Here is a 23,701-nt window from a genome sequence, read left to right as displayed (position 1 = left end):
GGGATGCGGGTGGGGGTGGAACACTGCGCCCGCCCGGCGTGGAGGCCGGACCGGCGCAGCAGGCGTGGTCCTTACGGCTTGAGCAGGGTCCAGTTGCCGCCCTTGACGGTGATGAGCTCACGACCACGTTCATCGAAACCACTGTGGTCCGCCGGGCTCATGTTGTAGACGCCCTGGGTGCCGACCACTTCCTTGGTGCTTTCCAATGCATCGCGCAGGGCGGCGCGGAATTCCTTGCTGCCCGGCTTGGCCTTCTTCGCGGCCACAGGAATGGCTTTCTCCAGCAGCAGGCCGGCGTCATACACGTTGGCACCGAAGGTGGCGGGCACGGTGTTGTACATCTTCTTGTAGGCCTCGATGTACTCGGTGGCGACCTTCTTGGAGGGATTGCTGTCCGGGATCTCGGGCAGTACCAGCATCAGGCTCGCGGCCAGGATGGTGCCCTCGACCTTGTTCTTGCCCAGCTGCAGGAAGGCCGGCAAGGCCGCTCCGTGGGTCTGGTAGATCTTGCCCTTGTAGCCCTGGTCGAACAGCGTGGTCTGCGGCAGCACGGTGGCCGCGCCCGGGGCCGCCACCAGCACGGCATCCGGATTGGCAGCGACGATCTTGAGCGTCTGCGCGGTGACCGAAGTATCGGTGCGCTGGTAGCGCTCATTGGCCACGATCTTGATGTTGTTCTTGGCTGCCAGCTCCGTGAAGACCTTGGCCCAGTTCTCACCGAAGGGATCGTTGACGGCGATGAAGCCGGCCGTCTTGACCTTGGTCTTGACCATCTGCGCCACCAGCGCGCTGGCAATCAGGTCATCATTCTGGGTGGTCTTGAAGACCCACTTCTTCTGCTCCGTCATCGGCAGCACCACGGCCGCCGTGCCCACCGGGGCCAGCATCGGCACGCCGGCTTCGGCCGCAAAGGAAATCACGCCCATGGCATTGGGCGAACCGCTGGGGCCGATGATGGCATCGACGTTGTATTCGGCAATCAGTTTCTTGACTTCGGTGACCGACTTGGTCGGATCGCTGGCATCGTCCAGCGAGATGTATTCGATCTTCAGATCACCGGCCTTGGCCGGCAGCAGCGGCACGGTGTTCTTCTGCGGAATGCCCACCAGCGAGACCGGCCCGGTGGAGGAGGTCACGACCCCGATCTTGACCTGGGCAAAGGCAGGATTGCCGGCGACGCTGGCGAGGGTTCCGGCAGCGGCCAGAACGGCGGTGGCGGCGGTGGCAATCAGGCGTTTGTGCAGCATGTGTTTCTCCCTTGTTGGTTGAGATGATGGCGGGCTTCCCCACGCCGCCACCGATCTGGGACAGCAATCTGGCATCGGCACCAGGCCGATCTTCATCAACGCATGTAGAGCCCGCCGTTGATGTCGAGGCAGGCCCCGGTGGCCGAACCCGCATCGGGCGAAGCCAGCAGCAGCACCGCATCGGCGATGAAATCGGGTTCGCCCAGCGTCTTGACCGGAATGGTGGCGATGGTCGCGGCCAGCTTGTCGGCCGGCACGATCTCGCGCACGATGGGCAGGTCCAGCGGGCCCGGCGAGATGGCATTGACGGTCACACCGGCGCCTGCGAGTTCACGCGCAAATACCTTGGTCAGGGTCAGTACCGCCCCCTTGGCCGCTGCATAGTGCGCACCGGTGGCGGTGCCGCCGTTTTGCCCGGCCAGCGAGGCGATGTTGATGATGCGTCCGTAGCCACGATCGGCGAAGCGTTTGCCGAACACCTGGCACGCAAGAAACGTGCCTTTCATGTTGATGGCGGTGACCTCGTCCCACTCCTCGGGAGTGATCTCCATCAACGCTGCCACACGCGAGCGGCCCGCATTGTTGACCAGCACCGCCGCCCCGCCCCAGCGCAATTCGATGGCGTCGCAGGCGGCGATGAAGTCCGGCTTGCGGCGCACGTCCAGCGCCAGCGGCATGGCGGTGGCACCGCTGGCATCGAGACTGGCGGCCACTGCCGAGACCTGTTCCAGGTCGATGTCAGCCAGCGCCACCTTGTAGCCGGCGGCGTGCATCTTGCGCGCGATGCTTTCACCGAGGCCGCGTGCGGCACCGGTGACCAGGGCAATCTTCTTGTCCATGATCAGGCGCCCTGGATGATCAGGGCGCGGCCCACGCGGGCTTCGATCTTGCCGTACTTCCACAGGCGGTGTTCACCGACCATGGTGGTGCGGAACAGGTTGCAGGCCGCCACCACCGTATCGAGATCGGCCACGTCGGCCATGATGTAGAAGGTCCACGGCGCATCGTCGGACTTGCCCACCATGAGACGATCATCGTCCATGGTGCCCAGTACCTTGATGCCGTCCATGGTGGCCAGTGCCGTCATCATCTGGCCATAGGCCTGCCACACCGGACCGGTCTCGGTGGCGGGCAGGTCGAAGAAGTTTTGCGTCACGCCGACACAGAAGAGGACGCGCAGCGGTTCTTTATCATTGCTTGGGACTTGGCTCATGAGGGCTCCGGACTGAAAACTTGAAATCGAAAAAAGAAAGGACGCGGCGGCTTACAGGAAGCCCGGCATCGGCGGCACGCCCAGCGTGACTGCACCGGCACCGTCATAGATGCCCTCGCCCAGGAAGGCGTGCTGCTTGACCACGGCGGCATCGCGCAGGTAGCGCTGCAGCGGGTGGTTGCTGTAGATGGCGGTGGTGCCGGCCAGGCCGAACATGGCCTGCGTGACTTCATTGCCGACCTTGGCGATTTCCACGGCGGTCAGGCGCAGCAGGCTGACCTGCTCGGGCGTGACGGGGTTGCCGGCGAGGATGGAATTCCAGACTTCGCTGGTGGCGTCATAGAGGAAGGCGCGCGCCGAACGCAACTTGGCTTCGGCCTTGGCGACCTCGATGCGCACATAGGAACGGTCGGCCAGCTTGGGCGCACCGGTAATGGCAACACGGCCACCGGACATCTGGTTGATCTCGTCGATGGCGGCGCGTCCCACGCCCAGGTTCACCACGGCCAGCACCTGCGCGGCATAGGCGATGGTCGGATAGCGGTACAGCGGTTCATCGATGGTGGGTACGCCGCCACGGATGAAGGTCCATTCTTCGGAGACGAATTGCTGGCTCACCTTGAGGTCATGGCTGCCGGTACCCACCAGTCCCATCACGTCCCAGTTGTCGATGATCTCGACCTGCTCCGGCGGCAGCACGGCGGTGCGCGGCTTGGAACCGGCCTGGCCCGGTACGGCCGCACCGATGCCCACGCCCAGCACATCGGCGCCCTTGCAGCCGCTGGCGAACTTCCAGGTGCCATTGACCATCCAGCCGCCCTCGATCTGCTCGGCCGGCTGCAGCGGGAACAGGCCGCCGGCGAAGGTCAGGTCCGGCCCCTTGGCATACAGCCTGGCTTGCGTTTCCCTGGGCAGAGCGGCCAGATAGACCGAGGCCGAACCGAAACTGGCGACCCAGCCGACCGAGGCATCGGCGACGGAAATGCGTTCGATCATCTGCAGGAAACCCATCGGCGAGAGACCGCTGCCGCCGAAGCATTGCGGGGTGGCGGCGCGATAGACACCGGCCTTCTTCAACTGCGCGATGAAATCCTTGGGCACGAAACGCTGCGCGGCGAATTCCTCGCGGCGCGCACGGATCTCAGCCAGCAGCGGGACCAGGGCATCTTCTTCACGGGCGGCCAGCGCGGCCGGGTTCTCCATCACGGACATTGCATTCTCCAGGTGGCTTGCATCAGAATGAAGTCGAGTGTAGGGAGCGGCGTATCCCGGTTCAATCGGGAGCGCTGCAGCTTTTTTAGGGGAATAGGTGAAGCCTTCTAAAGAAATCCCCTAGTGCCATTCCACAAAGCAGCGCCAGTGCTTCCTCCGATGCGTGAACTCATCCATGGAGGAAACACCGTCCTGCAGATCATGAAGCGATGACAGAGACGAGCGATGCCAGAACAAACCGCTGCCCCAGTTTCCCCTGCCCTGCCGGATGACAGCATCCGCTTCGGGCTGGACGATTTCCGCCGCATGATGGAAGCACTGCCCATGTGCATCATCCTGCATGACGCTCAGACCAAGTCCATCCTCTGGGCCAATCCCTCGGCCTGCCAGGTACTGGGGTTCACGCTGGAAGAACTGCTGCCGCTCAAAGCCCCTGACATGAGCCGGCAGTCGCACGAATACCGCCGCGAGATCGGCCGCAAGTGGCTGCACGATGCAGTGCTCCACGGCAGCAACATGGTCGAGTGGTGCTACCGCGCCAAGAATGGTGACGAGATTCTCTCGGAGGCGATTGCCACGCTGGTGCCGCTGACCGAGCGCGACGTGATCATGGTGCAGTTTCGCGATATTGCGCGCGAGGAACAGATCCGGCGCGAGATGAAGAAGCTGGAGAGCCGCCTCAAGGAATTCATGCAGGACTCCGACGAAGGCGTGACGGTGCTGCGTTCGGATGGCGGCATCGAGTACCTGAGCGACGCCGGCCGCAAACTGCTGGGCGTGCGGCCGGGCCAGAACCCGCCGAAGAATTTCGTCGAGCAATGCCTGCCCGACTCGCGCGACGAATTGCTGGAGCTGCTCACGCTGGCGCTGCCGGATGCCATCAGCTTCCCGCTGCGCTACCAGATCGTGCGCAAGGATGGGCTGGTGCGCTGGCATCACGCGGTGTGCCGCTACATCGAGATCGAGAACGACCTCAAGGGCCACCTGCTGCACTTCCACGACATCACCGACCAGGTCGAAGCCGAGGAAGCGCGCCGCCGCGACCAGGCCTCGCTGGAATACCTGGCGCGCCACAATGCCATGGGCGAGATGGCCACCGCCATCGCGCACGAGCTGTCGCAGCCGCTGGCGGCGATCCGCAATTTCCTCGAAGGCTCGGTCTTGCGCATCAAACAGAGCGAGGCCCTGCGCGAACAGGCCGGACAGATCGTGTGGGGGCTGGAGAGTGCCGGACGCCAGGTCGACCATGCCGCCACCATCATCAAGAGCGTGCGCGAATACGTGGTGCGGCTGGAGCAGAGCGAAGGCCTGATCGACCTCAACGCCGTGCTGGAGGAAGTGCGCTGGTTCATCGAGATGAAGGCCGCCGAAGGCAAGGTCCACCTGCACATCGAACCGGGTACGCAGCCGCTGGTGGTGAGCTGCGAGAAGGTGCTGATCGGCCAGGTGATCTTGAATCTCGCCTTCAACGCCATCGAGGAAATGATGGCCTTTCCCGAGGGCGCAAGGCATGTGCGCATCAGCACCGCGCGCAGTGCCGGCAATGCCCTGCTGACCGTTGCCGACGAGGGACGCGGCATCGATGCCGGCCACCGCGAACGGCTTTTCGATGGCTTCTTTTCTTCCAAGGTCAGCGGCAACGGCATCGGATTGGCGCTGTGCAAGAACATCATTGCGCGCCATCGCGGCGATATCTGGGCACAACCCGGAGAAAGCTGCGGCACGCGTTTCTGCTTCACGCTGCCGTTGGTGGAACGCCACAACTAAGGATTCCTTTAGTCCGCGCGGGCGACGCGCCGCCTTGGTGATCGCACGCACTCGCGTGGTGAAGTTCTGCACGATTATCCCGTCATCGCGCCGATTCATGCACCGGATTCGAGAGTCGGCGACTTATCTGTCCGGTGCATGAATCGGGCTTATTCCATCTATCCGCTGCATCAATTTGATCTGGCGCAAATGCGCTTCCTATGATGGCCCCACATGACGACATGTCATGCACGCCACGCAGACCTTCCACATCTACCGGCTGCGTTCGCCGCCCGGCATCGGCCTCACCCGGTGCAGAGCGCGACCATCACACTGCAACACCACAGGGAGCCTTGTCACATGAAGAAGAAACTACTGGCCGCCGCCTTGCTCGCGGCCGGCACGGGGATGGCACATGCACAGAGCAGCGTTTCCATCTATGGCCTGATCGATCTCGGCCTGACCTATTACTCCAACGCCGCCAAGACCGGCGGCGGCGGCGCGTCGCTGCTGCGCATGGACAGCGGCATCGCTCAGGGCAGCCGCATCGGCTTCAAGGGAACGGAAGATCTGGGCGGTGGCCTGAATGCCTTCTTCACCCTGGAAACCGGCTTCGGTGCCGATGACGGCAGCCTGGGACAAGGCGGTCTGTTGTTCGGCCGCCAGTCCTTCGTCGGCCTGGGCAGCAAGGACTGGGGCGCGCTGAGCGTGGGTCGCCAGTACGACTTCATGGCCAACATCGGTGGCCAGTATGCGATGGGCGCACTGTCGCCGGCCGGCTCCTTCGGCTGGGGCCTGCATGCCGATGCCGCGCACGGCACGGCCCTGAACAACCACATCTATGCCGGCGACCGCACCAACAATTCCATCAAGGTCAACAGCGCCAAGTTCGGCGGTTTCAGCTTTGGCGCAATGCTCGGGCTCGGTGAAGTGGCCGGCAACAACAATGCCGGCCGCACCGTCAGCGCCACCGGCCAGTACGACAGCGGTGCCTTCAGCGGCGCGCTCGCCTACACCGACATCAAGAGCAGCAGCGGCGCTTCCGCCACCCGCATCTATGGCGGCGGTGCGCGCTACCAGATCGGTGCCTTCACACCGTTCGGCGTGATCACCCAGGTCAAGAACACCGACACCAATGCCAAGGCCACCACCTATGAACTGGGCACGGTCTATGCATTGACACCGCTGTGGGATCTGGCTGCCGCTTACCAGTTCCAGAAGCGCAACCAGGGTGTGGGCAATGCCCAGGCACTGGTGGCGACGGTGGACTACAAGATCTCCAAACGTACCGACCTGTACGTGGGCGCCGTCTATGACCGCGACAAGGGCTACAACGCGTATCCGGTCTTCGGTGGCGGCATCCAGTCGTCGACCGGCAACCAGAGCGCGCTGCGCCTGGGCATGCGTCACCGCTTCTGAGCACGGGCTACTTGAGGAGGGAAGGCCGCCGCCGACATCCGGTGGTCTTCCCGCAGGCAGGGAGAACGGCCCGCCGCGTTGGCGGGCCTTCTGCTTTCCGGCGCAATGGATCAGCTGCTGCGGCCGTAGCTCTGCAGCATGTCGATGACGATCTGGCGCAGCCAGGTATTGCCGGCGTCGGCATCGAAGGCCGGATGCCAGTGCAAGGTGATGTCCACCGCCGGCAGCTTGACCGGCAGTTCGTAGGAGAGGAATACGTCCGGGTGCTCGCTGTGGAAAAGCTTGGCGATGCGCGCCGGGACGGTGGCCACCAGATCGGATTTGCCGAGGATGCGCGGCAGCACGGTGAAGTGCGGGATCGACAGGCTGATCTTGCGCTGCACGCCGAGATTGCGGAAGGAATTCTCGACCTGGTGATGGCTGCTCTCGGCCGACTCGACCAGGACGTGCGAGAGCGCCAGGAATTCGTCGAGCGCCAATTGTTCACGCGCAGGCAGGGCCGGACGCTTGCGCATCATGCAGACATAGGTTTCGCGGAACAGCAGTTCATGACAGGTCACCGCCTTGAGCGCGGGCAGGTTGCCGAAGGCGAAGTCGAGCTGGCCGGTGCGCAGCGCTTCTTCCAGATGCGCCGGCGGCACCTGCTCCACCTGCAGGCGCGTCTGCGGGGCCTGCGCGGTCAGCAGTTCGCAGAGTTGCGGCAGGAACATCATCTCGGCCACGTCCGTCATCGAGGCGCGGAAGACGCGCGTACTGGCGGCCGGGTCGAAGCGCTCGGTATAGCGCAGCGCATCCTGCACCGCCTGCAGCGCGCGGTTGATGGGCTTGGACAGTTCCAGCGCGGCGGGCGTTGGCTGCATGCCCTCCTTGGTGCGGATGAAGAGCGGGTCATCGAAGATCTGCCGCAGCCGTCCGAGCGCATAGCTCACGGCGGGCTGCGACAGGTGCAGGCGGTTGCCGGCCAGGGTCAAGCTGCGTTCGTCGGCAATGGCCTGGAAGACCCGCAGCAGGTTCAGGTCCATGTTGTTGAAGGTCGCCATAGCAGTCTCCGGATGGGGTCGCGCGGGGGCCTGGGCCCGATGAGTCACATCAAGGAAAGCGGCGATCACTATCCATGCCGCTTATGTGAAAAATATTTTACATCAATTTGATCTATTTTAAGGCGACTTTTAGAATGCTTCACATCAGCCAAGGAAACCGCCTGCATGCCGCGCCCGACGTGGATTGCCAGCCTGGTCGGCCCCATTTGAACGGATGCGCCATGAGCCCCCAGCCAACTTCTTCATCTCCCCTGCCGACGCCGCGCAAGCGCAATGGCCAGGCCGCCCTCGCCGCCCTGCAGCAGCAGGCGCGCATCGCCTGCCTGGGAGCGGCAGGATGAGCAACACTTCAGCACGCACCGTCCCCGGCACCGGCAACGCCCTGCTCTCGCGTTTTCACCTCGGTGGCAGCGGCCCGACAGTGGCCATCAAGGATTGCATCGACATCGCCGGCCAGCCCACTTGCGGCGGCAGCGCCGCCCTGGCCGACGCGCCGCCGGCTGCAGCGCACGCCGACGTGGTTCGCAAGCTGCTCGACGCCGGCTGGCAGCTCACCGCCCGCGCCAACATGCACGAGCTGGCCTACGGCATGACCGGCATCAATGACTGGAACGGCACCGCCGTCAATCCGCAGGACGCCAGCCGCATGACCGGTGGCTCCTCCAGCGGCTCGGCCTCGGCCGTGGGCGCGGGCTTGGTGGACATGTCCATCGGCAGCGACACCGGCGGCTCGATCCGCCTGCCCGCGGCCTGCTGCGGCGTGATCGGTTTCAAACCGACCTTTGGCCGCGTCAGCCGCGCCGGAGCCTATCCGGCCGTGAGCAGCCTGGATTGCGTGGGTCCCTTTGCGCGCAGCATGGATCTCATCATCAGCGCCATGGCCAGCATCGCACCCGGTTTCGACCGCGCTGCCGCTACCGCAGCGCTTGCACAGGCCCGCGTCAAACTGGTGACGGTGCAGGCCGATCCCGTGATCGCAGAGGCCGTCGCCGCGGCCTTCGCCGCCAGCGGGTGGACGGGCGATGCCTGGACCCCGCATCACATGCACGCTGCCTTCGAGGCCGGCATGACCCTCATCAATCGCGAGACGCATGACGCTTTCGGCCACCTGCTCGGCCTGGGCAAACTGGGTGCCGACATCGAGAAGCGCCTCTCGGCCGCCGCCGCCACCACCGATGACGCGGTGGCCCAGGCCGAAGCCGTGCGTGCCGCCTTCAGCGCCGAAGTCGACGCCGCGCTGGCCGACGCCGATGCGCTGTTGCTGCCGACGCTGCCGTCGCTGCCGCCGACACTGGAAGCGATCCGCCAGGGTGCCTCGGTGCTGATGCTGTCCTCGCTGGTGCGGCCCTTCAACCTGTCCGGCCATCCGGCCCTGAGCATTCCGGTGCCGATGGCCGGCAGCTCGCTCAAGGCCGGACTGCAACTGGTCGGCCGCAAGGGCGATGACGAACGCATTTGCGCACTGGGCCTGCATCTGGAACAGGCACTCAGCCAACGCCCCTGACACGCACTGCCCCGACAAGCTCGCCCAATCAACACTGACAACGACTGCAAGCCACTGGAGAAAGCCATGAACGCACCGCTACGCTTCCACCCGCGCAAGACCGATTCATCCTATGCCGACCTGGTACAGGATGCGGTGGTGGATCCTTCGCTCTACACCGATCCGGCCATCTTCGAAGCGGAGATGGACAAGATCTTCTACAAGACCTGGATCTGGGTCGCGCATGAAAGCGAGATCAAGAATCCCGGTGATTTCAAGACTGCCCAGATCGGCCGCCAGCCGGTGATCGTGGTGCGCGACAAGACCGGCAAGATCAACGTGCTGGAAAACCGCTGCCGCCATCGTGGCGCCACCGTGTGCGAAAAGCACAAGGGCAATGCCACCGGTTTTACCTGTCCCTACCACAGCTGGTCCTATGGCCTGGACGGCAAGCTGCGCGGCCTGCCCTATCCGGAAGGCTACGAAGACGTCATCGAAAAGGCCGACCTGCCGCTGCAGAGCCTGCGTGCGGAGAGCTACAACGGCATGATCTTCGCCTCCTTCAACCAGGAGATCGAACCGCTGTCGGACTTCCTCGGCCATGCCAAGAAGTGGATCGACCTGTTCATGAAGCAAGGCGCAGGCTTCCCCGTGAAGGTGCAGGGCGAGCACAAGTTCAGCTTCAAGGGCAACTGGAAGATCCAGCTGGAAAACACCACCGACGGCTATCACTTCCCGGTGGTGCACAAGACCTTCCTGTCGTCGGTCGATGAAGAGACTTCCGAGATGCTGTCCTTCATGACCGATGACCAGTCCATCACCCGCTCGCTGGGCAATGGTCACAGCGTCATGATCATGGTGCCGGAACACGTGGACCTGGATGTGGACGATGGCAGCGAACAACTGCAGGAGCGTTTCGCTCACGTCACCGAAGAACTCTCCAGGACGATGCCGCCGGAACAGGTGCGCCGCATCGTGCGCTCGCTGCACGGCGCCGGTTTCAACCTGAACCTGTTCCCCAACGTGGCCATGTCGATGTCCTTCTTCCGGGTGCTGCATCCGGTGTCGGTCGGTGAGACCCAGATCCGCCACGTGGCCCTGGGCATGGATGGCGGACCGGAGATCGCCAACCGCGAACGCCTGCGCATCCACGAACACTTCCAGGGCCCGTTCGGTTTCGGCAGCCCCGATGACGCCGAAGCCTGGGAACGCGTGCAGGCCGGTTCGCACGCTGGCCGCAATGCACCCATCCTGGTCAATCGCGGCCTGAACCGTGAGTGGGTGGACGACAACGGCGACAAGGTGTCGCACTCGACCGATGAAACCGGCATGCGCGAAGCCTATGCCATGTGGAAAAAGATGATGGAGAAATGACCGATATGAACCAACACGACACCCTGCAAGGCATCCCCGCGCCCATGGCGCGTGCCATCGCCTTCATCTGGAAAGAAGCTGAACTTCTGGACAAAAAGGACTATGCCGCCTGGCAAGCCCTGTGGACCGAAGATGGTTACTACGTGGTGCCCATCGATCCCGACACCACCGACTACGCGGCCTCACTGAACTACGCCTACGACAATGCCCACATGCGCAAGATCCGCATCGAGCGCCTGACTTCGGGCCACGCGATGTCGGCCGTGGATGCGGCAGCGACCGTACGCACCGTGTCGCGCTTCGTGCCGGTGCACCTGTCGGAGGAGCTGGTGGAGATCACCTCGGCCCAGGTCCTGGTGGGCTACAAGCGCCAGCAGCACACGATGTTCGTGGCCAACGTCACCCATCGCCTGCGCTTCACGCCCCAGGGTCCGAAGATCGAGCAGAAGGTGATCCGCCTGATCAACTCCATGGACAGCCTCAACGCGCTGGGCTTCCTGCTCTGAGCTGACGCACCGCACATTCGCAATTGAAATGAACCGACGAGTATTGGCCTCATGAAACTGATCGTAGACACCCTCACCGATGAAACCGGCGACATCCGTTCCTTCCGCCTGGTGCGCGCCGATGGCGCCCCGCTGCCGGCTTACGAGCCGGGGGCCCACGTCGACGTCACCGGGCCGACCGGGATCATGCGCCAATACTCGCTGTGCGGTCCGCTGGAAGACCGTTGCGGCTACACCATCGCGGTCAAGCGCGAACCGGCGTCGCGTGGCGGCTCGGCGGCCTTGCATGATGCGGTCAAGCCGGGCATGGAACTGGAAGTGGGCACGCCGCGCAACCTCTTCGCCCTCGATGCCAGCGCACCGGAGCACCTGCTCTTCGGCGCGGGCATCGGCGTGACGCCGCTGCTGGCGATGGCCTATCGCCTGTGGGCCGAACAGAAGCCCTTCACACTGCATTACTTCGTGCGCGCACGCGAGCATGCGGCCTTTGCCGATCTGCTGGAGAACGCACCCTTCGCCGCGCAGGTGCGTTTCCACTATGCGGTCATGCCGGCGCAGATGGAGCATTACCTCACGGTGTGCCTCGAAGCCGGCAGCAAGGACGCCCACGTCTATACCTGCGGCCCCGCTCCCTTCATGGATGCGGTGGTCAAGTGCGCAGCAGCCAGCCGCAGCGAGGAGGCGATTCATCTGGAGCACTTTGCTGCACCGGTGGCCCCTGCTGCTCCTGCGCAGGGTGCTGGCGGTGGCGATGGTGCCTTCGAAGTGAAGCTGGCCAGCTCGGGCAAGGTGGTGCAGATTCCGGTGGGCATTCCCATCGTCGACATCCTGGCGCGCGAGGGCATCGTCATCGATACCTCCTGCCGCGAAGGCATCTGCGGGACCTGCGTGGTGCCGCTGCTGGAGGGCGAGCCGGATCATCGCGACAATTGCCTCTCCAAGAAGGAGAAGGCGGCCAATGACCAGATTTGTACCTGTGTCTCAAGGGCCAGGTCGGGGATGCTGGTGCTGGATCTCTGACAGTCTCACTGACGTCTAACTCATTCCGTTCGGACTGAGTAGCGGCTTCGCCGCGTATCGAAGGCGCACACACCGGAGCGTCTTCGATACGCCGCTGCGCGGCTACTCAGTCCGAACGGTTTTTTAAAACGAAAAAACACCCCCGCAAAGCATGAATGCCGTTCAGCATTGCGCTGAACGGCATTCATCTTTAACTCCAAGGAAAGAATCTCAGAGCGCCGTACGCTTGACCTTGTGAAACAGCCGATTGAAATAAATGAGGCTATCCTTCTTCTCGTTGACCTCGACCTCGGCCAGCTCCACGAACATCACCGAGTGCGTGCCCACTTCCTTGAATTCGCGGATGCGCCCCTGCAGCTTGACCAGCGCATCGGCCAGTACCGGCTGCCCCAGTTCGCCCGGTGCTTCCCAGATATCCCAGCCGAAACGCTCTTCCATCGGAACCTTGGTGGCACCGGAGAAGTGCATGGCCAGCTGTTCCAGCTCATCCGAGAGCACGTTCACGCACAGGCGGCCATTCTTCTTGAACACGTCATGCATGGCACTGCCGCGATTGATGCAGACCAGGATCGTGGGCGGCGTATCGGTCACCGAGCAGACGGCCGAGGCGGTGATGCCGCAGCGGCCGCCTTCACCATCGGTGGTGATGATGGATACCGCCGCCGGCAGGTGCGCCATGGCATTGCGGAATTCCAGTTGCTCGGCAGCAAGGGGGGCGCGCACCACGGGTGCGGATGGCGTTTCTTTTTGAATGGCAGTGCTGCTCATGGGATCTCCCTGTTATGCACGCCGATGAAGCACGGCGTTCGATGAGAGCAGGTTAAGGCATGCCCATGGTGCAGGCAATCCGTGCCACATGCCCGCCCCACAGGGGATTGCGGCAGACGATCTAGGTAAAAATACCTAGACCATCGTCAGGACGGGGGTGTTACAGTGTCGCTGATCCCAAGAATTTCAGGCCTGTTTTTTGCATAAGTCAAAGCATGACGTTTTGATTTGTGCCGACCAGTCCATCAAGAAATCGAGAGGGTCGGAAATAGCGCCGGTGCAAGCCGGCTCCATTTTGACGAGACGAGGAGTGCAGATGGAAACCAACCCGCCGGTGGTCTACATCGTCGATGATGACGAAGCCGTTCGGACTTCGCTGGCCTGGCTGCTGAGCTCGGTCAATATCCGGACCGAATGCTTCGATGGACCCGAGGCCTTTCTCAAGGCCTATGACGCCAACAGCCTGTCCTGCCTGATCCTGGACGTGCGCATGCCTGAAATCAGCGGCTTCCAGCTGCAGGATCGCCTGAAGGAAATCGGGGCCGACATCCCCGTGATCTTCGTCTCGGGCCATGGCGACATCCCCATGTCGGTGCGCGCCCTGCACAATGGCGCGGTCGACTTCCTGGAAAAACCCTACAACTCGCAGCAGATGCTGGAACGCATCCAGATGACGCTCAAGAACGTGGCCGGCAACATGCAGGCCCGCGAGCGCCGCCAGCAGCTCAAGGCGCGCCTGAAGACCCTCACCGCACGTGAACGCGAGATCCTGGAGAAGGTCATCATGGGCCAGTCCAGCAAGCTCATCGCACGCGACCTCAACATCAGCGTCAAGACGGTGGACGTGCATCGCGCCAGCGTCAAGGACAAGCTGGGCTGCCAGAGCACGGCCACGCTGGTGCGCGACGTGCTGATGGATTTCGGGCCGGAATTTCTCAAGGCGGCCTGATTCTTTCTGATCCTTGCTGATCGTTCCCGAGCCTGCATGAATAGGGCCGCAGCACGCTGCGGCCCTTTTCGATATCCGCCGTTGTGCGATTGGCTTATGCCGCCTGCAAGGCGAAGAAAGCCACTGCCCGCTTCAATTGCGCCGCCTGGTCTTCCAGCGATTTCGCCGCTGCGGCCGCCTGTTCCACCAGCGCCGCATTCTGCTGGGTCACGCCATCCATCTGGCTCACCGCCTGATTCACCTGATGAATGCCTTCGGCCTGCTCGCGGCTGGCGGTGCTGATGTCGCCCACCAGCGCATGCGCGCCCTGCACGCTGCCGACCACTTCCTGCATGGTCTTGCCGGCGCGCTCCACCAGTTCACTGCCGGCATCGACCTTGGAGACCGAATCATCGATGAGCTGCTTGATCTCCTTGGCGGCCGAGGCCGAGCGCTGCGCCAGGGCGCGCACTTCCGAAGCCACCACCGCGAAACCGCGCCCCTGCTCGCCCGCACGCGCCGCTTCCACAGCTGCATTGAGCGCGAGGATGTTGGTCTGGAAAGCGATGCCATCAATCACGCCGATGATGTCGACGATCTTGCGCGAGGAGCTGTTGATGTTGCCCATGGTGTCGATGAGCTCCTGCATCACCTGCCCGCCCTGCCCCGCAATGGAAGCCGCCGACTTGACCAGGTCATTGGCCTGATGCGCGTTCTCGGAATTGGTGCGTACGCTGGACGTGAGCTGCTCGATGGAGGCGGCGGTTTCTTCCAGCGCACCGGCCTGCTCTTCGGTGCGGGCCGAGAGGTCGAGGTTGCCGTTGGCGATTTCACCCGAGGCCACGGCAATGCTGTCGGCCCCCAGGCGCACGGTGGAGACCACGCCATGCAGGCGCTCGCTCATGCCTTGCAGCGAGGTCACCAGCTGGCCCAGTTCATCCTGGCCCATGGGCTGGGCGCGCGAGGTCAGGTCACCGGCGGCCACACGCTGCGAGATGGCCAGCGCCGCATGTACCGGCCGCGTGATGCTGCGCGTGAGCAGCAGTGCGAAGGCGATGCCGCAGGCCAGGATCACGGCTTCCAGTGCAAAGATCTGCCACTGGCTGCTGGCCGCATCCTGCTGGATGTCGGCGGAGATTTCATCGATGCGGGCGCGTTCGAAATCCAGCAGGGACCGCATCGCGCCCTGGGTGTTGTTGGCGATGCCGACGTATTGCTGCTGGTAGAGCTGATCCACCTTGGCCGCATCGCCCTCCTTCTTGGCCGCGTAGATCTGGTCGCGGATGGCGAGGAACTGCTTGCGCGCCGCGTTGATGGCCGCGAACAGCTTCTTCTCTTCCTCACTGGTGAGCAGCTGCTCCACGTCCTTCAGGGTCTGCGCGGATTCCTTGCTGGAAGCCGCAGCCTCCTTGGCGAGGAAGGCTTCCAGTTCGGGATCGCGGCTCTTGACCACGGTGGTGGTGCGCTGGATCGCGATGAGCAGCAGCGTGTTCCATTGCGACACCAGCCGTTCGGTCTTCAGCGGCACGTCCATCATCTGCCGGGTCTGCTGCGCGACCGTCTTGAGCCGCCAGATGCCGACGGCGGCGACCACCATGGAAAACACCAGCACCACGGCAAAACCCGCCCCCAGGCGCGAGCCGATACGTATGTTCTTGATCATTGCTTCTTTCCATCCCAACCATGTTGTGTATGGCGCCCCGTAGACGGACTTTCCCCGACCGTCCGGCTTGCCCCCTGATGCCCCTGCTACCCCAGCAAGACCGATGCCAGCGATTGCCAAATGGCAAGGCCGCCTTGCATGCGCTCGATTCTAGGAGCCCGCTGCCATCGCGACCATATCAAAATGCAGAAACGTGGTATGCCAATTCGGCAACGCAAGCCCGCAAACCCTTGCCGGACAAGGATAGCCTCAAACTGGCCGGGTGGAAACATTATGCAATTTAAAACATTAGGATCTGTGGCCCTCATGCGATGGCGCGCGGCGTGGACCGGACGTTGTTGGTACGTCAACCATAGTCCGGCTCATCCTTGGCCACGCAGCGGACCAAACTTGGGCACAATGGCCGCTTGCCTTCGCGTTTCGGGATACCTGCTGCACCATGTCCACACTCTCCCCACCCATCGCCCTGCTGCTGGCCGCCGGCCGGGGTAGCCGCTTCGGCGCGCACGAAGAAAAACTCTTGCAGCCCTTCGTCCATCACGATGGCCGCCCCGGCATCGTGGCCACCGCTACGGCTGCAGCCTTGCTGGAAGTGATGCCGGTGCTGGCCGTGGTCCATGGAGAAGGACCGCTGGCCGATGCGCTGCGTGCGCTGGGCTGTACGGTCTGCATGACCGATAACAATGGGCCGCGCGAGATGAGCGCGTCGTTGCGATGCGGTCTGCAGCAGAGCGCTGATGCGTCGGCATGGCTGGTGGCGCTGGCCGACATGCCGCGCGTGCAGCCGGACACCGTGCGGCGCTTGCGCGATGTGCTGGCGGCGGGGGCATCGATGGTGGTGCCGGTGATGCAGGGGCGGCGCGGCAATCCGGCCGGTTTTGCGCAGTCGCACCTGCCGGCCTTGCTGTCACTGCAGGGAGATCGCGGTGCGCGGGCTTTGCTGGAGAGCCCGGCGCTGGTCGAGATTGCGGTGGAGGATGCGGGGATTTTTGCGGATGTCGATACGCCGGAAGATCTGCAACGACTCCGGCAGAACCGGGGCTGATCTGCCGCCCGGTTTCCGCCGTCCGGATTCCGTCTTGGGGAATCCGCGCTTCAGATACCGCTGAACCAGTTGTAGCCCTGGTCTTCCCAATAGCCGCCCGGGTTCTGGTTGCTCACGAAGATGGCCACCACATGCTTGGGATTCTTGAAGCCCAGCTTGGTCGGCACACGTACCTTCAGGGGATAGCCGTATTGCGTGGGCAGCGCCTCCTTGCCGAAGTCCAGCGCCAGGATGGTCTGCGGATGCAGCGCCGTGGGCATGTCCAGGCTGGAGTAATAGCGGTCCGCACATTTGAAGCCCACGTATTTCGCCGTGAGATCCGCGCCGACCGCCTGCAGGAACAAGCTCAGCGGCACGCCCGACCATTGGCCGATGGCGCTCCATCCTTCGATGCAGATGTGGCGCGTGATCTGCGCCGCCTGCGGCAGTGCGCGCAGGCGCTCCAGGGTCCAGCTGCGCTTGTCGCTGACCAGGCCAGAGACTTCCAGCTTCCAGTCGCTGCCATCGATGTCGGGCGCGTTGAACTCGTCATAGAAGGCGTTGAAGGGAAACGGATTGGTGATCTGGCTGGCCGCATAGGTCGGTGCCAGTTTCTGGCTGCGGAACAGCAATGCCTGCACCCGGTCATTCCAGCGCGACATGGCCCACAGGACCTTGTCCACGCTGTCGTTGTCCTGCAGGTCGCAGCCCGACAGCATGGACAGCGCCCCCACCGAGAGCGCCGAGCGCAGCATGAGGCGGCGCTGCACGTTCAGCAGGGCCGGGCGATGGTCGGCCAGCAGGATCTTGCCGGCCTCCTCCGGACGTGGCGGTTTGATGTCTTCCTTGTCTTTCATGATGCATTGGCCTCGTGATCACGGCCTCCGGTGAACATCGGGATGAGGGTCTTGGGAACGATGGCCACCAGGGCCACGTGTACCACCACGAAGCCAGCAATCCCGGCCATCGCGGCGAAATGCACCTTGCGCGCAAAGTCGAAGCCGCCGAAGAGATCGGCCAGCCAGTCCAGCTGCACCGGCTTCCACAGCGCCAGACCCGACAGCACCACCAGGATGCCCAGCAGGATCACCGCCCAGTACAGCAGCTTCTGCACGGCGTTGTAGACGCCGGGCTGATGCGGCAGGCGAAAGCGCATGGCCTGCACCGCGTCGCTGACCACATCGGCCGCGCGCAGCGGCAGCAGGTGGCGGCGGAAGTGGCCGCTGAAGCTGCCATACAGCAGGTAGAACAGGCCATTGGCCACCAGCAGCCACATCGCCGCGAAGTGCCAGGCGATGGCGCCGCCCAGCCAACCGCCCAGGGTCATCCAGGGAGCGAACTTGAAGCCGAAGATGGGCGAGGCGTTGTAGATGCCCCAGCCACTGCTGATCATGCAGGCGATGGCCACGGCATTGAGCCAGTGGGCAATGCGCACGGCCAGCGGATGAAGAACGGGTGAACGGGGCATCGCGGCACCTGCTTACATCGGCGGGGTGATGCCGTTCTTGCCGGCGCTCACGCTGTTGGCGGTCAGGCTGCCATCGGCGTTCTTGCGGGCGCGCACTACTACCTTCACGCCTGCGACCAAGAGCGAGCGATCACCGGCTTCGATGCTGACCACGGGCACATCCTCGGGCACCACGATCTTCTTCTCGCCGCCCTTGTATTTCAGGGTGAGGGTGCGGCCCTGGCTGGCCACCACGTCACCCACGGTGCCATTGGTCATGGTGCTGTTGGGCGCCAGGTCGAACGGGCGATGGCCGTCGCCGGTACCGGCCATGGCGGGCGGGAAGACATGCACTTCCAGCGCCTTCTGGGAGCCATCCGGCTGCGGGATGCCGGCCGCGCCGATGTAGCTGCCGGGCTTGATGTCGTTGATGTCGGCAATCGAAATGGCGGCCACGCGGGTGTCCTTGTCGAGGGCCACGTTCTGCTCGGCCCCCTTGTTGGTCTTGACCACCAGCTGATCCTTGCCGACCGAGACGATGCTGCCGCGAATGCCGACCTGCGGCGGCGTCTGCGCCATGGCCGACGACCCGATCAGATAACTGGCAAGCAGCGCCGGGATCAGCGCGCCACGGAGGAGACGGGGCAGAGTTGTGTTGATCATGAGATATGGTCCTGAAAGACGATTTTTGAAGGGGGAGCCTGATTCTAGGCAAGCCGAAACGTCATTCGAATGACATTTCAATGACAAAAATGTCATTCTTCTCGCGCCTTGGCAGACCGCGCGCAAGTACCCATAGCCCGCTCAGCGAGGCGGGCTATGGGTGAGGTTCGGAGGGACTGGGTCGACGGTCTGGAAATGACCGACGGATGGCCAATGACTGGCCGATGAATGCGCCGGGACTCAGTTGTCCTGATGCGCCCAGTTGAAGCTCAGCGAAACGGGCTTCTCACCCACGCTGACCTTGGTGGTCTTCTTGACGCCGTTGTAGACGGCGGTGATTTCGTATTCGCCCTTGGGCAGCTTGAGGTTGGTCATGGGACCGGCGGTGGCCAGGCTGAAGACGCTCTTGCCGTGAAGGTCGGCCACGTCCAGCTTGACGTTGCTGACGTAGGCGCCGTCCTTGGCTTCCGAGAACAGCAGGCGCAGGTTGTAGTCCTTGGCCGATTCACGCAGCTTGGCCTGCTCGCCGGCACCGATGCCGCCGTTCATGTAGGTGACCGTGCCCTGCATGTCCTGGGCGTGGGTCAGGGGTGCCGCCATGCCGGCGAGGCCGAAGACGATGGCGCTGATGGCGGTGATCTTGTTGATGTCCATGATGGCTCCTTGTCGTGGTTCAGGATGAAAGCGCTGCCGCTCCATGGCGGAGCGTCGGCGGTCGCCAATGCTGAGCTGGCCGCCGATGCTTTACTGTAGGTCCGCAAAATTAAGGGATCCTTAACACCACAAAAGATTCCTGAGCACTGACGTCGCAGCAGACCTTGCCCACGCGCAAGCCAACGCTCCCCTGCCCGGTCGGCCGCCTCAGCGTGCGGCCATGCCTTCCGGCACACAGCGCAACGTGTCTTCCAGCTGCGCCAGCCGCCGCCCGTGCTCATCGATGAGAGCCCGCTGCACGGACACCGCATCAGACAGTGCCGCCAACCGGGCAGTACAGTACCCTGCCACTTCATCGGCCAGTTCTTCCAGGGTGGCCAGTACGCTTTGGCCCAGCACGTCGTACAGTTTCTCGTAGGACGGCGGCAAATCGTCGGCAATGCGTTCATAGCCGCTGCCCGCAGGCAGGACCAGCGCCACCGGGGCCGGTGCGGACAGCACATGGCTGTCCAGTACGGCGCGCGCGTGGCGCTCGAAGGCGTGCATCAGTGATGCTTGCAGGCTGGCCAGTACAGTGTCCACATCGCCCGTGCCGGCGTGCTGCTCCAGCAAGGCCGGCAGGCCCGGCATCACCTCGCGCCAGGCCAGTTGGACGATGCGTGCGCGACTGGCGGGCAGTGCTTGCAGTTCGCTCTGCACCAACTGCTGCAAGCCCCCCAGCGCGGGCAAGGTCTGCCCTTGCAGAGGGGCCAGTACCGCTTCCTGCAGATGGTGCAGCAGAACTTCGGCCGGCTTGCGGTCGCGATAGGCCAGGGCCGGTGCCAGCAGGTCCGACAGTGCGGCATACAGGCGTTCGAAACCGGCACCGCGCATCGTTTCGGCATCCGCACCGGCCGTGCGGGCCACATAGGCGGACACCGACACGGGGGCCTTCAGCTGATGCAGCGCCACACCCAGCGATTGCAACTTGTCGGCGGCGCGGGCACGGACGTCGGCTTCCTGGTCGGCGCGGTTGGCATCGGATTTGTTGCGCAGGCATTTGACGATCTGGCCATCCACCTCATCCTCATCGATGACGTCGCTGCGCGTGAGCACCGGCAGCAGCGGCTTGCCACGGCGCAGTTCGCGCGCCAGTTCATCGAGTTCCTGCACCTGTCCGGGCGAAGTCGAACTGGTCAGCCACAGCACCGCATCGGCGCTGTCGAGGAAGCGCTGCGTGAGCGCCGCATTCTCGCCGGTGGCCGAATGCAGGCCGGGAGTGTCCAGCAGCACCAGCCCGTCACCCAGGCAGACGCCCTGCAGGCGCGCCGTGGTTTCGGTAGCGCCTTCATGGAAAGGATCTTCACTCTCCACCAGCGCCCCGTCCTGCAGATGGAAATACTGCACCGCCTGCTGGCGCTCGCGGAAGCGTTGCGCGAGAAAGTTGCATAGCGAGCTTTTACCGGCATTGAACTTGCCGAACACCAGCAGCATGAGCTTGCCCTCGAAACGCTGGGCCAGCGCACGGGCGGGAGCGAGGGCAACCCATTGCTCCTCGCGGCAGCGCGCCTGGTGGATCCGCTCTTCGTGCAAGGCGGCCATACGGCGCGCCATGGGGCTGGCCGACTGCAGACCGCTGGCCGGCAGCGGGGCAGCTTCAAAGGCCTGCGCCAGCGCCACGAGCCAATCACGCAATGCAGACAGCACCGGCTGCAGGTCGGCCTCGCCCTGGCCGGTGCGGCCGATGGAGTCGATGAAACGCTGTTCTTCGCGACTCATGCGCCCTCTCCTTCGCGCAGCCGTGCCAGCGCCTGCTGCGCGCGTTGGTGCGCGTGCAGCTCGGCCTGGCCGATGGCGATCTGCTGTTGCAGCGCCTGGCGGTCTTCCGACAGTTCGTAGTAGTGCAGGAAGGCCTCTTTCAATTGCGCCTGCCCTGCCGGTTCACAGAAACGGCGGCGCAGGTCGGCGCGGTATTTGATGGAGATGCCCAGCACCGCCACCATCACGGTATCGAGGCTGGCCACCGAGGTCTGCTGGCTGGCCGGCAGACCTTCCACGCCATGCTGGATCAGGTGCGCACGAATGGCGATGCAGGCGCGTGAATAAGCGACGTGAATGCGCGCCCGCTCGCGCTTGCCGGCGGTGAGCTTGAATTCGTCGGCGGCGGTATCGGGTACCAGCGCGGGATCGTCCCCCTGAAACTCGACGATCGGCAGCAGATCCTGATGCACTTTTTCCAGCACGGCCTGCAGCCCTTGCTCGAAATCCTGGCGTTGCTGCTGCTGGCGCTGGCGCAGCGTTTGCAGCCCGCTCTCCAGCGCAGCTTGTTGCTGCCGTACCTGCTGGCCGATCTCGGTGAAGAGCAGATGGCGTTCATGTCGGCGCGCGCCCGGCACCTGCTCCACCACGTCACGCAGCAAGGCCTGCAGCGCCGGAATGCCGCTACGCTGCAGCAGCAGCGACTTGCCGCCTTCCACGCCACTGCGGTGTCGCGTCGACGACACCGGATACAGCGTGAGCCCCGGTGCCTGGGCAGAGATGGCGGCGCTGACCTTGGCCAGTTGCTCGTCATCGCTCATCTGGTCCACCTGCGTGAGCACGAACAGCGTCTGCCGCCGCGTGCGCTGCTGGTCTTCGCGCAGGGCCTGCAGCAGATGGCGTTCGGCCGCATCCAGTTCGCCTTCCTTGGCCGCATGCACGAACAGGCGCACATCGGCCTGCAGCCAGGTGGCTTCCTGGGCATGGCTGTCATCCTGCAGGGCGACGTCGGCGTCCAGCCCCGGCGCATCCAGCCAGCGCAGTTCGGCGTGATGGTGTTCGGACAGCGTGACCGTCTCGCGCCGGTCGGCCACCGCAAACACGTCGCGCCCCATCAGTTCGTTGAGCAGGCGGCTCTTGCCGTGGTTATACTTGCCGACCACCGTCACGGTCGGCGCGGCCTGCACTTGTGCCAGCACGCGCAGGCGTGCCAGGTCATGCGCACGGCCCGGCACCACGGCCAGGACTTCGCTGGCGAGCGGGTCGAAGGAATCATGCTGAGGGGTCATCGGGGGGGCTCCATGTTTTTCATTTTTTCTGCGCGGGACGGCCGATCAGCCAGTGCGCGGCCATGCCGATGACCACGCCCCAGAAAGCCGCGCCCAGTCCGAACAGGGTCATGCCGGACGCAGTAGCGAGAAAGGTGATGACGGCAGGCTCGGCATGGTTGCCGTCCTCGCTCATGAGGCGGATGTTGGACACGATGGCACCGATCAGTGCGAGTCCGGCCAAGGCCGCGATCAGTTCCTTGGGAAAGGCGGCAAACAGCGTCACGATGGACGCCGCAAAGGTGCCGCCGATGAGATAGAACACGCCATTGGCAATACCGGCGATGTAGCGCCGGCCCGGTTCCGGATGCGCATCCTTGCCGGTACAGAGCGCGGCCGTGATGGCCGCCAGCACGATGGTGATGCCGCCGAAGCAGGCCGTCAGCAGCGAGGCCAGCGCAGTGCCGGTGACCACGGCGCGCGTGGGCGGATGGTAGCCCGCCAGTTGCAGCACCGCCATGCCCGGCAGGAACTGGCCGGTCAGGCTCACCAGCACCAGCGGCACGGTCAGGCTGAAGAACATGCCGACGCTGAAGTGCGGAGCGATGAAGACCGGCTGCGCCAGTTCCAGATGCAGGGCACCCAGTTCGGTGCGGCCGCCGGCAAAGGCCACCGCAAGCCCGGTCAGTGCCACCACCACGATGCCATAGCGCGGCCACCAGCGGCGGCCTGCGAGATAGGCGGCCAGCATGGCAAACACCATCAGCGGCGCGCCCACGCTGGAGCGAAAGGCCTGCACCCCGAACTGGAACAGGATGCCGGCCATCATGCCGGCCGCAATGCCCTTGGGGATGAAGGCGAGAATTTTTTCAAAGCAGCCGGTCACGCCGATGACGATCAGGATCACGGCCGCCATCAGGTAGGCCCCTACCACTTCCGGCATGCCCACTCCGGGAAAAAGGCTCAGCAGCAGCGCCGTCCCCGGTGCTGACCAGGCCGTGATGATGGGCATCCTGAACCACCAGCTCAGCAGCAGGCCGCTCACGCCCGCCCCCATGGAGATGCCCCACACCCAGGACACCAGTTGTGATTGCGGCACCTGGCCCGCATGGGCCGCCTGCACGAAAATCACCAGCGGACCGGCATAGGAAATCAGGACTGCCAGAAAACCCGCCACCCACGCAGTGAGCGAGCCTTGTCGTTGAACCATCGAAGCTTCCTTGCGAAATGCAACTACACGAACGCACGAAAGGTCCGGCACCCGTGGATCGCTCCGCCAGGTGCCGGAC

General features: G+C 64.0%; 22 protein-coding genes. 8 read left to right on the top strand and 14 right to left on the bottom strand.

The window, feature by feature from the left end; genetic code table 11:
• Nucleotides 1-71: 71 nt before the first annotated feature.
• The 4 genes from ACWFUC_RS11620 to ACWFUC_RS11605 all read right to left on the bottom strand — a co-directional run bounded on the left by ACWFUC_RS11620 (nucleotide 72) and on the right by ACWFUC_RS11605 (nucleotide 3,672).
• The gene (locus ACWFUC_RS11620; protein ID WP_039788787.1) at nucleotides 72-1,247 is read right to left on the bottom strand and encodes an ABC transporter substrate-binding protein; all 1,176 of its coding nucleotides are present in this window, start codon (nucleotides 1,245-1,247) and stop codon (nucleotides 72-74) included.
• A gap of 95 nt (nucleotides 1,248-1,342) precedes the next feature.
• Nucleotides 1,343-2,086, bottom strand: a complete 744-nt coding sequence (locus ACWFUC_RS11615; RefSeq protein ID WP_034334416.1) for an SDR family NAD(P)-dependent oxidoreductase — start codon at nucleotides 2,084-2,086, stop codon at nucleotides 1,343-1,345.
• A 2-nt stretch (nucleotides 2,087-2,088) separates the two neighbouring features.
• Nucleotides 2,089-2,460 carry a hypothetical protein gene (locus tag ACWFUC_RS11610; RefSeq protein ID WP_039788791.1) on the bottom strand — a complete coding sequence of 124 codons (372 nt, stop codon included), beginning with the start codon at nucleotides 2,458-2,460 and terminating at the stop codon, nucleotides 2,089-2,091.
• A 51-nt stretch (nucleotides 2,461-2,511) separates the two neighbouring features.
• The gene (locus tag ACWFUC_RS11605; protein ID WP_489624945.1) at nucleotides 2,512-3,672 is read right to left on the bottom strand and encodes an acyl-CoA dehydrogenase family protein; all 1,161 of its coding nucleotides are present in this window, start codon (nucleotides 3,670-3,672) and stop codon (nucleotides 2,512-2,514) included.
• 225 nt (nucleotides 3,673-3,897) lie between these two features.
• On the opposite strand from ACWFUC_RS11605, the gene ACWFUC_RS11600 reads away from it, so the two are divergent.
• Together ACWFUC_RS11600 and ACWFUC_RS11595 are read left to right on the top strand one after the other, a co-directional pair.
• A complete protein-coding gene (locus ACWFUC_RS11600; protein ID WP_134221726.1) occupies nucleotides 3,898-5,439 on the top strand; it encodes a PAS domain-containing sensor histidine kinase in 1,542 nt (513 codons plus the stop codon).
• A gap of 339 nt (nucleotides 5,440-5,778) precedes the next feature.
• Nucleotides 5,779-6,837 (top strand): porin, encoded by a 1,059-nt coding sequence (locus tag ACWFUC_RS11595; protein ID WP_134221725.1) that lies wholly within the window; start codon nucleotides 5,779-5,781, stop codon nucleotides 6,835-6,837.
• Nucleotides 6,838-6,947: 110 nt separating this feature from the next.
• Here the strand turns inward: ACWFUC_RS11595 and ACWFUC_RS11590 are convergent, their stop codons facing one another.
• Nucleotides 6,948-7,877 carry a LysR family transcriptional regulator gene (locus tag ACWFUC_RS11590; protein ID WP_134221724.1) on the bottom strand — a complete coding sequence of 310 codons (930 nt, stop codon included), beginning with the start codon at nucleotides 7,875-7,877 and terminating at the stop codon, nucleotides 6,948-6,950.
• A 337-nt stretch (nucleotides 7,878-8,214) separates the two neighbouring features.
• On the opposite strand from ACWFUC_RS11590, the gene ACWFUC_RS11585 reads away from it, so the two are divergent.
• The 4 genes from ACWFUC_RS11585 to ACWFUC_RS11570 all read left to right on the top strand — a co-directional run bounded on the left by ACWFUC_RS11585 (nucleotide 8,215) and on the right by ACWFUC_RS11570 (nucleotide 12,260).
• Entirely contained in the window at nucleotides 8,215-9,381 is a 1,167-nt protein-coding gene (locus ACWFUC_RS11585; RefSeq protein WP_489624944.1) for an amidase family protein, read from the top strand.
• A 66-nt stretch (nucleotides 9,382-9,447) separates the two neighbouring features.
• Nucleotides 9,448-10,734 carry an aromatic ring-hydroxylating oxygenase subunit alpha gene (locus ACWFUC_RS11580; protein ID WP_489624943.1) on the top strand — a complete coding sequence of 429 codons (1,287 nt, stop codon included), beginning with the start codon at nucleotides 9,448-9,450 and terminating at the stop codon, nucleotides 10,732-10,734.
• Between the two features lie 5 nt (nucleotides 10,735-10,739).
• On the top strand, nucleotides 10,740-11,240 hold the full coding sequence (locus tag ACWFUC_RS11575; RefSeq protein ID WP_039789766.1) for an aromatic-ring-hydroxylating dioxygenase subunit beta: 501 nt from the start codon (nucleotides 10,740-10,742) through the stop codon (nucleotides 11,238-11,240).
• A 51-nt stretch (nucleotides 11,241-11,291) separates the two neighbouring features.
• The gene (locus ACWFUC_RS11570) at nucleotides 11,292-12,260 is read left to right on the top strand and encodes a PDR/VanB family oxidoreductase (RefSeq protein WP_489635756.1); all 969 of its coding nucleotides are present in this window, start codon (nucleotides 11,292-11,294) and stop codon (nucleotides 12,258-12,260) included.
• A 210-nt stretch (nucleotides 12,261-12,470) separates the two neighbouring features.
• On the opposite strand, the gene hpaC is transcribed toward ACWFUC_RS11570, so the two are convergent.
• Nucleotides 12,471-13,028 carry a 4-hydroxyphenylacetate 3-monooxygenase, reductase component gene (hpaC, locus tag ACWFUC_RS11565; RefSeq protein WP_489624941.1) on the bottom strand — a complete coding sequence of 186 codons (558 nt, stop codon included), beginning with the start codon at nucleotides 13,026-13,028 and terminating at the stop codon, nucleotides 12,471-12,473.
• Between the two features lie 316 nt (nucleotides 13,029-13,344).
• Between hpaC and ACWFUC_RS11560 the strand changes: the two genes are divergently transcribed.
• Nucleotides 13,345-13,977, top strand: coding sequence for a response regulator transcription factor (locus ACWFUC_RS11560; protein ID WP_034337633.1), 633 nt, complete (start codon nucleotides 13,345-13,347; stop codon nucleotides 13,975-13,977).
• 94 nt (nucleotides 13,978-14,071) lie between these two features.
• Here the strand turns inward: ACWFUC_RS11560 and ACWFUC_RS11555 are convergent, their stop codons facing one another.
• Nucleotides 14,072-15,619, bottom strand: coding sequence for a methyl-accepting chemotaxis protein (locus ACWFUC_RS11555; protein WP_489624940.1), 1,548 nt, complete (start codon nucleotides 15,617-15,619; stop codon nucleotides 14,072-14,074).
• Between the two features lie 439 nt (nucleotides 15,620-16,058).
• Between ACWFUC_RS11555 and ACWFUC_RS11550 the strand changes: the two genes are divergently transcribed.
• A complete protein-coding gene (locus ACWFUC_RS11550; protein WP_489624939.1) occupies nucleotides 16,059-16,664 on the top strand; it encodes a nucleotidyltransferase family protein in 606 nt (201 codons plus the stop codon).
• A 50-nt stretch (nucleotides 16,665-16,714) separates the two neighbouring features.
• Here the strand turns inward: ACWFUC_RS11550 and ACWFUC_RS11545 are convergent, their stop codons facing one another.
• The 7 genes from ACWFUC_RS11545 to ACWFUC_RS11515 all read right to left on the bottom strand — a co-directional run bounded on the left by ACWFUC_RS11545 (nucleotide 16,715) and on the right by ACWFUC_RS11515 (nucleotide 23,673).
• Nucleotides 16,715-17,500, bottom strand: a complete 786-nt coding sequence (locus ACWFUC_RS11545) for a molybdopterin-dependent oxidoreductase (protein WP_489624938.1) — start codon at nucleotides 17,498-17,500, stop codon at nucleotides 16,715-16,717.
• Complete coding sequence (locus ACWFUC_RS11540) at nucleotides 17,497-18,111, bottom strand: cytochrome b/b6 domain-containing protein (protein ID WP_489624937.1); 615 nt, start codon at nucleotides 18,109-18,111, stop codon at nucleotides 17,497-17,499. The genes ACWFUC_RS11545 and ACWFUC_RS11540 overlap by 4 nt, the downstream gene beginning before the upstream one ends.
• A 12-nt stretch (nucleotides 18,112-18,123) precedes the next feature.
• Nucleotides 18,124-18,753 carry a DUF5666 domain-containing protein gene (locus ACWFUC_RS11535; RefSeq protein WP_489624936.1) on the bottom strand — a complete coding sequence of 210 codons (630 nt, stop codon included), beginning with the start codon at nucleotides 18,751-18,753 and terminating at the stop codon, nucleotides 18,124-18,126.
• A 240-nt stretch (nucleotides 18,754-18,993) separates the two neighbouring features.
• Entirely contained in the window at nucleotides 18,994-19,407 is a 414-nt protein-coding gene (locus tag ACWFUC_RS11530) for a hypothetical protein (RefSeq protein ID WP_489624935.1), read from the bottom strand.
• A gap of 207 nt (nucleotides 19,408-19,614) precedes the next feature.
• Nucleotides 19,615-21,165 (bottom strand): dynamin family protein, encoded by a 1,551-nt coding sequence (locus ACWFUC_RS11525; protein WP_489637602.1) that lies wholly within the window; start codon nucleotides 21,163-21,165, stop codon nucleotides 19,615-19,617.
• A complete protein-coding gene (locus tag ACWFUC_RS11520) occupies nucleotides 21,162-22,433 on the bottom strand; it encodes a GTPase (RefSeq protein WP_489624933.1) in 1,272 nt (423 codons plus the stop codon). Before ACWFUC_RS11520 ends, ACWFUC_RS11525 begins: the two co-directional genes overlap by 4 nt.
• 19 nt (nucleotides 22,434-22,452) lie before the next feature.
• Nucleotides 22,453-23,673, bottom strand: a complete 1,221-nt coding sequence (locus tag ACWFUC_RS11515; RefSeq protein WP_489624932.1) for a benzoate/H(+) symporter BenE family transporter — start codon at nucleotides 23,671-23,673, stop codon at nucleotides 22,453-22,455.
• Between the last annotated feature and the right edge of the window lie 28 nt (nucleotides 23,674-23,701).

This window comes from Herbaspirillum sp. Her4, from assembly GCF_057961335.1.
This window is presented reverse-complemented; position numbering and strand designations above follow the sequence as displayed.

Bases quoted from the DNA above. Each gene is read 5' to 3' on its own strand.
- ACWFUC_RS11620 (WP_039788787.1), bottom strand. From the start codon at position 1,247: ATGCTGCACAAACGCCTGATTGCCACCGCCGCCACCGCCGTTCTGGCC.
- ACWFUC_RS11615 (WP_034334416.1), bottom strand. From the start codon at position 2,086: ATGGACAAGAAGATTGCCCTGGTCACCGGTGCCGCACGCGGCCTCGGT.
- ACWFUC_RS11610 (WP_039788791.1), bottom strand. From the start codon at position 2,460: ATGAGCCAAGTCCCAAGCAATGATAAAGAACCGCTGCGCGTCCTCTTC.
- ACWFUC_RS11605 (WP_489624945.1), bottom strand. From the start codon at position 3,672: ATGTCCGTGATGGAGAACCCGGCCGCGCTGGCCGCCCGTGAAGAAGAT.
- ACWFUC_RS11600 (WP_134221726.1), top strand. From the start codon at position 3,898: ATGCCAGAACAAACCGCTGCCCCAGTTTCCCCTGCCCTGCCGGATGAC.
- ACWFUC_RS11595 (WP_134221725.1), top strand. From the start codon at position 5,779: ATGAAGAAGAAACTACTGGCCGCCGCCTTGCTCGCGGCCGGCACGGGG.
- ACWFUC_RS11590 (WP_134221724.1), bottom strand. From the start codon at position 7,877: ATGGCGACCTTCAACAACATGGACCTGAACCTGCTGCGGGTCTTCCAG.
- ACWFUC_RS11585 (WP_489624944.1), top strand. From the start codon at position 8,215: ATGAGCAACACTTCAGCACGCACCGTCCCCGGCACCGGCAACGCCCTG.
- ACWFUC_RS11580 (WP_489624943.1), top strand. From the start codon at position 9,448: ATGAACGCACCGCTACGCTTCCACCCGCGCAAGACCGATTCATCCTAT.
- ACWFUC_RS11575 (WP_039789766.1), top strand. From the start codon at position 10,740: ATGAACCAACACGACACCCTGCAAGGCATCCCCGCGCCCATGGCGCGT.
- ACWFUC_RS11570 (WP_489635756.1), top strand. From the start codon at position 11,292: ATGAAACTGATCGTAGACACCCTCACCGATGAAACCGGCGACATCCGT.
- hpaC (WP_489624941.1), bottom strand. From the start codon at position 13,028: ATGAGCAGCACTGCCATTCAAAAAGAAACGCCATCCGCACCCGTGGTG.
- ACWFUC_RS11560 (WP_034337633.1), top strand. From the start codon at position 13,345: ATGGAAACCAACCCGCCGGTGGTCTACATCGTCGATGATGACGAAGCC.
- ACWFUC_RS11555 (WP_489624940.1), bottom strand. From the start codon at position 15,619: ATGATCAAGAACATACGTATCGGCTCGCGCCTGGGGGCGGGTTTTGCC.
- ACWFUC_RS11550 (WP_489624939.1), top strand. From the start codon at position 16,059: ATGTCCACACTCTCCCCACCCATCGCCCTGCTGCTGGCCGCCGGCCGG.
- ACWFUC_RS11545 (WP_489624938.1), bottom strand. From the start codon at position 17,500: ATGAAAGACAAGGAAGACATCAAACCGCCACGTCCGGAGGAGGCCGGC.
- ACWFUC_RS11540 (WP_489624937.1), bottom strand. From the start codon at position 18,111: ATGCCCCGTTCACCCGTTCTTCATCCGCTGGCCGTGCGCATTGCCCAC.
- ACWFUC_RS11535 (WP_489624936.1), bottom strand. From the start codon at position 18,753: ATGATCAACACAACTCTGCCCCGTCTCCTCCGTGGCGCGCTGATCCCG.
- ACWFUC_RS11530 (WP_489624935.1), bottom strand. From the start codon at position 19,407: ATGGACATCAACAAGATCACCGCCATCAGCGCCATCGTCTTCGGCCTC.
- ACWFUC_RS11525 (WP_489637602.1), bottom strand. From the start codon at position 21,165: ATGAGTCGCGAAGAACAGCGTTTCATCGACTCCATCGGCCGCACCGGC.
- ACWFUC_RS11520 (WP_489624933.1), bottom strand. From the start codon at position 22,433: ATGACCCCTCAGCATGATTCCTTCGACCCGCTCGCCAGCGAAGTCCTG.